The sequence below is a fragment of the Photobacterium arenosum genome (assembly GCF_014841115.1).
GTDB classification, from domain to species: domain Bacteria; phylum Pseudomonadota; class Gammaproteobacteria; order Enterobacterales; family Vibrionaceae; genus Photobacterium; species Photobacterium arenosum.
Genome location: NZ_JACYTP010000004.1, coordinates 249,216 through 261,136 on the forward strand (window position 1 = coordinate 249,216; position 11,921 = coordinate 261,136).

An 11,921-nucleotide genomic window follows, 5' to 3' on the forward strand; every position below is an offset into this window, starting at 1 on the left:
GCGCATGGTTTTAACCCTGTTGCGCTCTGGTATATAATCCGTCAGTTTTTGACTTTGGTAATGATTAGCTGCAGATGGAATTGATCCGAGGAATTCATAATATCCGGCCCGGTCACCACGGCTGTGTTCTGACAATTGGCAACTTTGACGGGGTCCATCAGGGCCATCTGGCCGTGCTGCGTCAGGTACTGGAGCAAGCCCGACGATTAGGGGTTCCTTCGACTGTGATGAGTTTCGAGCCTCAGCCTATGGAGCTCTTTGCCAAAGACAAGGCGCCGGCAAGGCTGACTCGCTTTCGCGACAAGTATCAGCAGCTCAGTCATGCAGGCATAGCTCGCCTGTTGTGTGTCAATTTCAACGCCCGCTTTGCCGATATGGCGCCGGAAGATTTCGTCCGTCGCTTGTTGGTGGAACAATTGGGTGTTAAGTTTCTGGTTGTTGGTGACGACTTTCGCTTCGGTAAAGGCCGCAGCGGCGATTTTACCATGCTGGAAGCTGCCGGACGTGAATTCGGCTTTGAGGTTGTCAGTACCCAGAGTTACTGTGTGGATACTCAGCGAGTGAGCAGTACGGCAATCCGCGAAGCACTGGCCAGTGATGATCTGGCCTCAGCGGAGGCCATGCTGGGCCGCCCATACAGTATTACCGGCCGGGTGTCACATGGCCAGAAGCTGGGCCGGACCATAGGCTTCCCCACGGCCAATGTGCCGCTGAAGCGCCGGGTTTCACCGGTTTCCGGTGTGTATGCCGTTGAAGTGCTGGGGGTGGCGCAACAGCCATTGCCCGGGGTGGCGAATATCGGCCGCCGGCCGACAGTGAACGGCGAGCGTCAGCAACTGGAAGTCCATTTATTTGATTATCAGTCTGACATTTATGGTTGTCAGATTGAAGTGGTGCTACACCACAAACTACGAGATGAAATTAAATTCGCCTCCTTTGATGCGCTGAAAGCGCAAATCGAGCGTGATGCCCAGACTGCGCGGGTGTGGCTGTCTGAGCATCGTCAACATGTCCAACTTCGCCCAAGTAACGGAATTGAGAATCAATGAGCGACTATAAAGATACCCTGAACCTGCCTGAAACAGGGTTTCCGATGCGAGGCAATCTGGCGCAACGCGAGCCTGCAATGCTTAAGCGTTGGTATGACGAGGATCTCTACGGTGAAATCCGTAAAGCCAAGAAAGGTAAAAAATCTTTCGTACTGCATGACGGCCCTCCATATGCCAATGGTGATATTCATATTGGTCACGCACTGAACAAGATTCTCAAAGACATTATTATCAAGTCAAAGTCGATGTCCGGCTTTGACGCGCCTTACGTGCCAGGCTGGGATTGCCACGGTTTGCCGATCGAGTTAATGGTAGAGAAAAAAGTCGGTAAACCCGGCCATAAAGTCTCTGCCGCCGAGTTCCGCGAAAAATGCCGTGCGTATGCAGCCGGTCAGGTTGAAGGCCAGAAAGAAAGTTTTGTTCGCCTCGGGGTACTGGGTGAGTGGGACAAGCCTTACCGCACTATGGACTTCGCTACCGAAGCCAACATCATTCGTGCCTTGGGCAAAATTGCAGATAACGGCCACCTGCTGAAAGGTTTCAAACCTGTTCACTGGTGTACCGACTGTGGTTCAGCGCTGGCTGAAGCCGAAGTGGAATACAAAAACAAGGTCTCGCCGTCTATTGACGTGAAATTCAAAGCCGTTGATGAAGCTGAGGTGTTAAGCAAGTTTAATCTGGCCAGTGATCACCAGGGGCAGGGTGATGTGTCCATTGTGATCTGGACCACTACGCCTTGGACATTGCCGGCCAACCGTGCGGTAGCTGTCCGTGACGATCTGGAATATGTCCTGATCCAGGTGGAAGGCGAGCAGCCTCAACGTCTGATTGTGGCCGCTGAACTGGCAAAAGATGTGATGGATCGTGCCGGTATCGAGCATTTCCATAATCTGGGCTTCTGTAAGGGCATAGAGCTGGATCTGCTGCGCTTTAACCACCCGTTTTACAGCTTTGATGTGCCTGTGATTCTGGGTGATCACGTGACCACCGAATCCGGTACGGGCTGCGTGCACACAGCGCCTGGCCACGGCCAGGAAGACTTTGTTGTCGGTCAGAAGTACGGCCTGGAAGTGGCAAACCCGGTCGGCAGTAACGGCGTATACCTGCCGGATACCGAACTGTTTGCCGGTCAGCACGTCTTCAAAGCCAACGACGCAGTTGTCGAGACGCTGAAAGAACACGGTGCCTTGCTGCATCATCACTCTTATGAGCACAGTTATCCGCATTGCTGGCGTCACAAGACCCCAATCATCTTCCGTGCCACCCCGCAGTGGTTTATTTCCATGGATCAGAACGGTCTGCGTGCAAAAGCACTGGAAGAAATCAAAGGCGTTCAGTGGATGCCTGAGTGGGGCCAGAGCCGTATCGAGAGCATGGTTGAAGGTCGCCCTGAGTGGTGTATCTCGCGTCAGCGTACCTGGGGCGTACCAATTGCACTTTTCGTCCATAAAGAAACGCAGGAACTGCATCCGGACAGTCTGGCGCTGATTGAAAAAGTGGCCCAGTTGGTGGAAGAAAAAGGCATCCAGGCGTGGTGGGATCTCAACCCTGCCGAGATCATGGGTGAAGTCGATGCTGAGCAATACGAAAAAGTGCTGGACACTCTGGATGTCTGGTTCGACTCCGGTGCCACCCACTATGCCGTGGTTGATAATCGTGAAGAATTCAATGGCAGTTCGGCCGATCTTTACCTGGAAGGTTCTGATCAGCATCGTGGCTGGTTCCAGTCTTCGCTGATTTCATCTGTGGCGATGAAAAACAAGGCCCCTTATCGTCAGGTTCTGACCCACGGTTTCGTGGTTGATGGTCAGGGTCGTAAGATGTCGAAATCTATCGGTAACGTGGTTGCGCCAAAAGATGTTACCAATAAGCTGGGCGCTGATATCCTGCGTCTGTGGGTCGCATCGACTGACTACACCGGCGAAGTGGCGGTGTCAGATGAAATCCTCAAGCGCAGTGCCGATGCTTACCGTCGTATCCGTAATACAGCGCGTTTCCTGCTGGCCAACCTGAGTGGCTTCAACCCGGCCACCGACTGCGTGCCAGCGGAAGAGATGGTTGCGTTGGATCGCTGGGCAGTCGCGCAAGCGAAAGCGGCACAGGATGAAATCATCCAAGCTTACGATGAATACAATCTGCACACAGTGACCCAACGCCTGATGCACTTTTGTTCGATCGAAATGGGCTCTTTCTATCTCGATGTGATCAAAGATCGCCAGTACACCGCCAAACGTGGTGGTCATGCCCAGCGCAGCTGCCAGACCGCTTTGTACTATATTGTCGAAGCTCTGGTTCGCTGGATGGCGCCTATCATGTCTTTCACCGCCGATGAAATCTGGAATGAGATGCCGGGTGAGCGTGATACCTTTGTCTTCACCGGCGAGTGGTTTGAAGGCCTGTTTGAGCTGTCTGAAAATGATGCTTTCAGCAACGAATTCTGGACTGAGATCCAGGCGGTTCGCGGCGCTGTGAACAAACTGCTGGAAGAAGCGCGTAACGAAAAACGCCTTGGCGGTGCGCTGCAGGCAGAGGTGACGCTGTTTGCCGAACCTGAGCTGGCGGACAAGCTGAACAGTCTGGAAAATGAGCTGCGCTTTGTACTGTTGACTTCTAAAGCCCAGGTGGCGTTGACTGACAGCAAGCCGGCAGAGGCGAAACCGACTGACGTGGCTGGTCTGTCGGTGCTGGTGACAGCATCGGACGCGGCTAAGTGTGATCGCTGCTGGCACCATGTGGCCGATGTCGGCACCATTGCCGGGCATGAAGAAATTTGTGGCCGCTGTGTGACCAACATTGATGGTCAGGGTGAAGAGCGCAAGTTTGCCTGATGAGTAATTTACCTGCTTTGAAGCAATCCGGAATCCGCTGGCTGTGGCTGGCGGTTCTGGTCTTTGCCATCGATATCGGTACTAAGCTGCTGGTGATGGACAGCATGGGTTACGGCTGGCCTAACCGCATTGAAGTCTTGCCCTTCTTTAATCTGCTGTATGTGCATAACTACGGCGCGGCTTTCAGTTTTCTCAGTGATGCCAGCGGCTGGCAGCGCTGGTTGTTTACCGCTATTGCCTTAGGGGTGACTGCGTTACTCATGGTCTGGATGCGCCGCACTCCAGCCAGCCATATTATGGTCAACTCTGCCTATGCGCTGATCATAGGTGGCGCACTCGGTAACCTGTTTGATCGCCTGTACCATGGCTTTGTAGTGGATTTTCTCGATTTCTATATCGGGCAGCACCACTGGCCGGCGTTTAATATTGCCGACTCGGCAATCTGCGTTGGCGCGGGTCTTATCATTCTGGAAGGGTTTCTGGCCGGAAAGACCAAGACCAAAGCAAGCCAGTAAGGCGTTCAGGCTCACGGACCAGGCGCTGCTCGTTGCGATGGGCGGCGCTTTATTGTAAAAAGCGATGGATTTATCCGGTAAGCATGATAATTAAGGCCTGCCGTATCACTCAGTAATTCGTAATCAGGATGTATGTATGTCGGTTATCACGCACAACAGTGAAGTTTTAATGCACTTTTCCATCAAGCTGGAAGACGGCTCTGTCGCTGAGTCTACTCAGTCTATGGGGAAACCGGCTAAGTTTCGTATGGGCGATGGCAGCCTGACTGACAACTTTGAACGTTGCCTGCTTGGCCTGGCGCAGGGCGAGAAAAACCAGTTTGTGCTTGAGCCGGAAGATGCATTCGGTATGCCGAACCCTGACAATATCCATCATGTTGATTTAACCCGCTTTGGCTCTGACGCTCCGGCAGAAGTCGGCGCTATCATTGCATTCAGCGGCCCGGACGGGCAGGATATCCCTGGTGTGATTACCGCTGTGGTCGGTGATTCTGTCACTGTTGATTTCAATCACCCGCTGGCCGGCCAGCGGGTGACCTTTGATGTTGAAGTGGTCGGCATCGAAGGGTAAACCCATATCCGCTCCTGGTCATCTTGAGATCAAGAGTGGAAGGATGAAGGTAAAGAGTCCTCAGATATGAAAATCGTACTTGCTAACCCTCGTGGTTTCTGTGCCGGTGTTGATCGGGCAATCAGTATCGTTGAGCGTGCGCTGGAGCTGTATCAGCCGCCTATTTACGTGCGCCATGAGGTGGTTCACAACCGGTTTGTGGTTGAAGGACTGAAACAGCGTGGGGCCGTCTTTGTCGAAGAGCTGAGCGAAGTGCCGGATGATAATATTGTTATTTTTTCTGCTCACGGAGTGTCTCAGGCCGTTCGTAATGAAGCTAAAGCACGTAAGTTAACCGTGTTTGATGCGACATGCCCTCTGGTCACCAAAGTCCATATGGAAGTGGCCCGCGCCAGTCGCCGCGATATGGAAGTGGTGTTGATCGGCCACGCCGGTCACCCTGAAGTCGAAGGGACTATGGGCCAGTACGCCAGCGATACGGGCGGTATGTACCTGGTTGAAACCCCGGTCGATGTTGACAAGCTGAAAACTGTGGTGAGAGATCCGGGTAACCTGCATTATGTTAGTCAGACGACTTTGTCGGTGGACGAAACCGCAGAGGTCATTGATCGCTTGCGACAGGTCTTTCCGGAGATTCAGGGACCGCGCAAAGATGACATCTGTTATGCAACCCAGAATCGCCAGGATGCCGTGCGTGAAATGGCCGCCAGCGTCGATGTGATGATAGTGGTGGGGTCAAAGAACTCCTCAAACTCCAATCGCCTGCGTGAATTAGCAGAAAAGCTGGGTACCCCAAGCTACCTGACGGACTGTGCCGAAGATGTTGATGCCAACTGGCTGACCGGCAAAACGAGTGTGGGCGTGACTGCGGGCGCCTCTGCGCCGGAAGCGCTGGTCAACCAGATTATCGCGCGAATTCAGGCTCTGGCCGGTGGCGAAGTGGAAGAGCTGAGCGGCCGCGAAGAAAATATGTTTTTTGAAGTGCCGCGCGAATTGCAGGTCAAAAATGTAGGCTGAGCAGCCCGTCGCAGGATTATTTATGGAACCCCGGTTATAACCGGGGTTTTTTTTCACCGTTATACAGGCTAGATTAATGGGCTGTTTATCTTTCATGGTCTTGGCGTGGTGTTGGCCGGTAAACCTGGCCCTGAAAGATAAACAGACCTTCATCTGCTGAATGTTTTAAGGAGAAACAGCTATGGTCAGAATCGCGATTGCCGGTGCGGCAGGGCGAATGGGACGCCAGTTACTGAAAGCGACAGCACAGTCTGAGCAGGCTCAGGTGGGTGCGGCGACTGAGCGTCCTCAGAGCAGCTTGATCGGCGTTGATGCCGGTGAGCTGGCGGGTATTGGCAAGCTGGAAGTGGCTGTGGTCGATGATATTGAAAAAGCGATCAATGATTTTGATGTGCTGATTGATTTCACTGCGCCAGTTGCAACACTGGCGAATCTGGCGCTGTGCCAGCGCCATAATAAGAAAATTGTCATTGGGACAACCGGTTTTAGCGAAGAAGAAAAAGCCCGGATCGATGCTGCCGCCAGCCAGATAGCCGTTGTGATGGCCCCCAACTACAGTGTCGGCGTCAACCTGACGTTCAAGCTGCTGGAGAAAGCGGCCAAGATCATGGGGGATTACTGTGATATCGAAATCATAGAAGCCCACCACAGACACAAAGTCGACGCGCCTTCCGGTACAGCGCTGGGCATGGGCGAGGCGATTGCCGGCGCAATGGGGAAAAAACTGAGCGATGTTGCTGTCTATGCCCGTGAAGGGATTACCGGTGAGCGTAGCCGTGATGAGATCGGCTTCGCGACGATTCGCGCCGGCGACATTATCGGCGAGCACACGGCTATGTTTGCTGATATTGGCGAGCGGGTCGAAATCACTCACAAAGCGACAGATCGTATGACATTTGCCAACGGTGCAGTCCGCGCGGCGGCTTGGCTGGATAAGCAACCGGCGGGTTTTTATACCATGCAGGATGTGCTTGGCCTGAACGATCTGTAAATCACTTCTTTCACACTGCAGCCGGTTCCGGCTGCAGTGTTCTGCTCAGTTCTCTGTTTTTAGTCTCCTTCATTTTGCATAAATCATCAAACTGAGCGAGAAAGCATTCTTGTTGTGCTCTTCACTGTAAATCCAAGGGTTTGCTTGCTTTTTTGTGTGCTTGTTGCGCCTTGGCCCTTCCTGTGCGGTAAAAGTAGGTGTTATCTTGCCTGATTTTTATGGTTTATCCGTTAGATAATTTATAGTGAGCGTTTGGCTGGCTTGGCAAACGGTTGCCTGAACATGCAGCCCGGAAGGCCGATGGGAAAAGGCAGGAAAAGATATGCTTTCTCTGGTTTGGCGGCTTAAGCGGTCGGAGTGGTCGATATTTAAAATTTAATTTCCCCCTGTTGTTGACAGTTTGGGCATGGATCACTAGAATGCGCGCAATTTGTCAAAATTCGGCTTGACTGGGGTTTTGACTTTCTATGGAATGGGTAAATGCAATTTTATCTGTTTTATTTGCGTTTTTATGAAGATTGGAGGTTGTCTTGAACAAATCGGCGCTGTTAGTCCTTGAAGACGGGACTGTGTTCCACGGCGTATCCATCGGTGCAGATGGTTCGGCCGTTGGTGAAGTTGTTTTCAATACCTCGATGACGGGGTACCAGGAAATTCTCACTGACCCCTCTTACTCTCAACAGATTGTCACTCTTACTTATCCCCACATTGGCAATACCGGAACCAATTCCGAAGACGAAGAATCTACTGCAATCCACGCGCAAGGCCTGGTAATTCGCGACCTCCCTCTTATTGCTTCAAACTTCCGTTCCCAGCAGACATTGTCTGATTATCTGAAATCTCAAAACATTGTTGGTATCGCTGACATTGACACCCGTAAGCTGACCCGTCTGCTGCGTGAGAAAGGCGCGCAGAATGGTTGCATCATGGCGGGTGACAATCTCGACGCGGCGCTGGCGCTGGAAAAAGCCAAAGCCTTTCCTGGCCTGAAAGGGATGGATCTGGCGAAGGTGGTGTCGACCAAAGAAAGCTACAGCTGGGCGCAGGGTTCCTGGACGCTGGAAGGCGGGCTGCCGGAAGCCAAAGAGGCCGGCGAGTTACCTTACCATGTGGTGGCTTATGACTTCGGTGCCAAGCGTAATATCCTGCGCATGCTGGTTGACCGTGGTTGTCGCCTGACGGTTGTTCCGGCAGAAACCTCAGCAGAAGAAGTGCTGGCGATGAATCCGGATGGCGTCTTCCTGTCAAATGGCCCCGGCGACCCGGAGCCTTGTACTTACGCGATTGAAGCGACGAAAACATTTCTGGACAAAGGCCTGCCTGTGTTTGGCATCTGCCTGGGACACCAGATCCTGGCGCTGGCAAGCGGTGCCAAGACAGTGAAAATGAAATTTGGTCACCACGGTGCCAACCACCCGGTTAAAGATCTGGACCGCAATGTTGTGATGATCACCAGCCAGAACCACGGTTTTGCGGCTGATGAAGACACACTGCCAGATAACCTGCGTGCCACCCACAAGTCGCTGTTCGATGGCTCCCTGCAGGGCATCCACCGTACCGACAAGCCGGCTTTCAGCTTCCAGGGTCACCCTGAAGCCAGCCCGGGTCCGCACGATGCGGCACCACTTTTTGACCACTTTATCGACCTGATTAAACAGCACAGCGCCTAAGCCGGAGTAGTAAACGATGCCAAAACGTACTGACATACAAAGTGTTCTGATTCTGGGTGCCGGTCCTATCGTGATTGGCCAGGCGTGTGAGTTCGACTATTCAGGTGCTCAAGCGTGTAAAGCGCTGCGTGAGGAAGGTTACCGCGTTATCCTGGTGAACTCGAACCCGGCCACTATCATGACCGATCCGGAAATGGCGGATGCGACATATATTGAGCCTATCCACTGGGAAGTTGTACGCAAGATCATTGAAAAAGAGCGTCCAGATGCGGTCCTGCCGACTATGGGCGGCCAGACTGCACTGAACTGTGCGCTGGATCTGGAGCGTCACGGCGTACTGGCCGAATTCGGCGTAGAAATGATTGGTGCAACGGCTGATGCGATCGACAAAGCCGAAGACCGTTCACGCTTTGATAAAGCCATGAAGTCGATTGGTCTGGAGTGTCCGCGCGCCGATACCGCGAAAACCATGGAAGAAGCCTACAAAGTCCTCGATATGGTCGGCTTCCCCTGTATCATCCGTCCGTCTTTCACCATGGGTGGTACAGGCGGTGGTATCGCCTATAACAAAGAAGAATTTGAAGAAATTTGTCGCCGTGGTCTGGATTTATCACCGACCAATGAACTGCTGATTGACGAGTCCCTGATTGGCTGGAAAGAGTACGAGATGGAAGTGGTTCGTGATAAGAACGACAACTGCATCATCGTCTGCGCCATTGAAAACTTCGATCCAATGGGTATTCACACCGGTGACTCCATCACAGTTGCGCCTGCCCAGACGCTGACGGACAAAGAATACCAGCTGATGCGTAATGCGTCGCTGGCGGTACTGCGCGAAATCGGCGTGGAAACCGGTGGCTCAAACGTCCAGTTCGGTATTAATCCGAAAGATGGCCGTATGGTTATCATTGAGATGAACCCGCGTGTTTCCCGCTCGTCAGCCCTGGCTTCGAAAGCGACCGGCTTCCCGATTGCCAAAGTGGCCGCCAAGCTGGCGATAGGTTTCACGTTGGATGAGTTGATGAACGACATCACGGGTGGCGCAACACCGGCCTCGTTCGAACCAACCATAGACTACGTTGTTACTAAGATCCCACGCTTCAACTTTGAAAAGTTCGCAGGTGCCAACGATCGTCTGACGACTCAGATGAAATCTGTTGGTGAAGTGATGGCCATCGGCCGTAACCAGCAGGAATCACTGCAAAAAGCACTGCGTGGCCTGGAAGTGGGTGCCAACGGCTTTGATGAAATGGTGGATCTGGACGATCCTGAAGCGCTGACTAAGATTCGCCACGAGCTGAAAGAAGCCGGTGCTGAGCGTATCTGGTATATCGCTGATGCCTTCCGTGCCGGGCTGTCTGTGGATGGCGTCTTTAACCTGACCAATGTCGACCGCTGGTTCCTGGTACAGATCGAAGAGATCGTCCAAATGGAAGCCAAGGTCAAAGAAGATGGTTTTGCGGGTCTGACCGGCGATTTCCTGCGTAAACTGAAGCGCAAAGGCTTCTCGGATGCGCGACTGGCTAAACTGCTGGGTGTGGCTGAGCTGGAAATTCGCAAAGAACGTGACCGTCACGATATTCACCCTGTTTATAAGCGTGTGGATACCTGTGCGGCTGAGTTCTCTTCAGACACAGCTTACATGTACTCGTCTTATGACGAAGAGTGTGAAGCCAACCCGACTGATCGTGACAAGATTATGGTGCTGGGTGGTGGTCCAAACCGTATCGGGCAGGGTATCGAATTCGATTACTGCTGCGTACACGCATCGCTGGCCCTGCGCGAAGACGGTTACGAAACCATCATGGTGAACTGTAACCCTGAGACAGTTTCCACTGATTACGACACCTCGGATCGCCTGTATTTTGAGCCGGTTACGCTGGAAGATGTACTGGCTATCGTGCGTGTCGAGAAGCCTAAAGGTGTCATCGTTCAGTACGGTGGCCAAACGCCGCTCAAACTGGCGCGTGCACTGGAAGCGGCAGGTGTGCCAATTATTGGTACCAGCCCTGATGCGATTGACCGCGCCGAAGACCGTGAACGTTTTCAGGCCGCTGTTGAGCGCCTGGGCCTGAAGCAGCCGGAAAATGCGACAGTAACAGCGATGGAACAGGCTATTGAGAAATCGAAAGATATCGGTTTCCCGTTGGTGGTGCGTCCTTCGTATGTACTGGGCGGTCGTGCGATGGAAATCGTGTACGACGAAAATGACTTGCGCCGTTATTTCAACGAAGCGGTCAGCGTCTCGAACGAATCGCCTGTGCTGCTGGATCGCTTCCTGGATGATGCCACGGAAGTGGATGTGGATGCCATCTGTGACGGCGAGCGTGTGGTGATCGGCGGTATCATGGAGCATATCGAGCAAGCGGGTGTTCACTCAGGTGATTCAGCCTGCTCGCTGCCTGCATATACCCTGAGCCAGGAAATTCAGGATGAAATGCGTCGTCAGGTTGAGAAGCTGGCCTTTGAGTTGGGTGTTCGCGGCCTGATGAATACCCAGTTTGCAGTTAAAGACAACGAAGTGTACCTGATTGAAGTTAACCCTCGTGCCGCACGGACTGTACCTTTTGTCTCCAAAGCAACGGGTGCACCACTGGCGAAAATTGCCGCGCGTGTGATGGCCGGTCAGACACTGGAACAACAAGGTTTCACTAAGGAAATCATTCCTCCTTACTACTCAGTGAAGGAAGTGGTGCTGCCTTTCAACAAGTTCCCGGGTGTCGACCCGCTGCTTGGTCCGGAAATGCGCTCGACCGGCGAAGTGATGGGTGTGGGTGATACGTTCGCAGAAGCTTTCGCCAAGGCTGAACTGGGCTGTGGCAAAGAGCACAGCCGTGAAAATGCCGGCCGCGCACTGCTGTCTGTCCGTAATAATGACAAACGCCGTGTGGTCGACCTGGCTGCTAAGCTGGTGAAGCTGGGTTACGAGCTGGATGCGACCCACGGTACTGCGGTGATTCTGGGCGAAGCGGGGATTAATCCACGCCTGGTGAACAAGGTGCATGAAGGCCGTCCTCATATTCTTGACCGTATCAAGAACAACGAGTACAGCTATATCATCAACACCGCAGAAGGCCGTCAGGCGATTGAAGATTCTAAAGTGTTGCGCCGCGGTGCCTTGCTGGAGAAGGTGAATTACACCACTACCCTGAATGCTGCGTTTGCCACTTGTATGGCACTGACTGCGGATGACCGTAATAAGGTGACCTCAGTGCAAGAGCTTCACGCAAGACTGAACAAGGCTTAACAGCGCCCTGACAAAGTAATAAGAAGCCCGTCG

Annotated in this window: 8 protein-coding genes; all 8 read left to right on the forward strand. The window is 53.0% G+C overall.

Features of this window, described 5'->3' with window-relative positions; genetic code table 11:
• Positions 1 to 74: 74 nt before the first annotated feature.
• The 8 genes from ribF (at position 75) to carB (ending at position 11,888) form a co-directional block, all read left to right on the forward strand.
• Positions 75 to 1,049 carry a bifunctional riboflavin kinase/FAD synthetase gene (gene ribF / locus IFO68_RS08875; RefSeq protein WP_192015571.1) on the forward strand — a complete coding sequence of 325 codons (975 nt, stop codon included), beginning with the start codon at positions 75 to 77 and terminating at the stop codon, positions 1,047 to 1,049.
• A complete protein-coding gene (gene ileS, locus IFO68_RS08880; RefSeq protein WP_192015572.1) occupies positions 1,046 to 3,877 on the forward strand; it encodes an isoleucine--tRNA ligase in 2,832 nt (943 codons plus the stop codon). The genes ribF and ileS overlap by 4 nt, the downstream gene beginning before the upstream one ends.
• Positions 3,877 to 4,392: a signal peptidase II gene (gene lspA, locus IFO68_RS08885; protein WP_192015573.1), complete on the forward strand. Its 516-nt coding sequence runs from the start codon at positions 3,877 to 3,879 to the stop codon at positions 4,390 to 4,392. The genes ileS and lspA overlap by 1 nt, the downstream gene beginning before the upstream one ends.
• Before the next feature lie 136 nt (positions 4,393 to 4,528).
• Complete coding sequence (fkpB, locus tag IFO68_RS08890) at positions 4,529 to 4,963, forward strand: FKBP-type peptidyl-prolyl cis-trans isomerase (protein WP_192015574.1); 435 nt, start codon at positions 4,529 to 4,531, stop codon at positions 4,961 to 4,963.
• A 66-nt stretch (positions 4,964 to 5,029) separates the two neighbouring features.
• Positions 5,030 to 5,980: a 4-hydroxy-3-methylbut-2-enyl diphosphate reductase gene (gene ispH, locus IFO68_RS08895; protein ID WP_192015575.1), complete on the forward strand. Its 951-nt coding sequence runs from the start codon at positions 5,030 to 5,032 to the stop codon at positions 5,978 to 5,980.
• A 181-nt stretch (positions 5,981 to 6,161) separates the two neighbouring features.
• Positions 6,162 to 6,971, forward strand: coding sequence for a 4-hydroxy-tetrahydrodipicolinate reductase (gene dapB, locus IFO68_RS08900; protein ID WP_046218990.1), 810 nt, complete (start codon positions 6,162 to 6,164; stop codon positions 6,969 to 6,971).
• Positions 6,972 to 7,501: 530 nt separating this feature from the next.
• Positions 7,502 to 8,641, forward strand: a complete 1,140-nt coding sequence (gene carA, locus IFO68_RS08905) for a glutamine-hydrolyzing carbamoyl-phosphate synthase small subunit (protein ID WP_192015576.1) — start codon at positions 7,502 to 7,504, stop codon at positions 8,639 to 8,641.
• Positions 8,642 to 8,657: 16 nt separating this feature from the next.
• The gene (gene carB, locus IFO68_RS08910; protein ID WP_192015577.1) at positions 8,658 to 11,888 is read left to right on the forward strand and encodes a carbamoyl-phosphate synthase large subunit; all 3,231 of its coding nucleotides are present in this window, start codon (positions 8,658 to 8,660) and stop codon (positions 11,886 to 11,888) included.
• Positions 11,889 to 11,921: the final 33 nt, after the last annotated feature.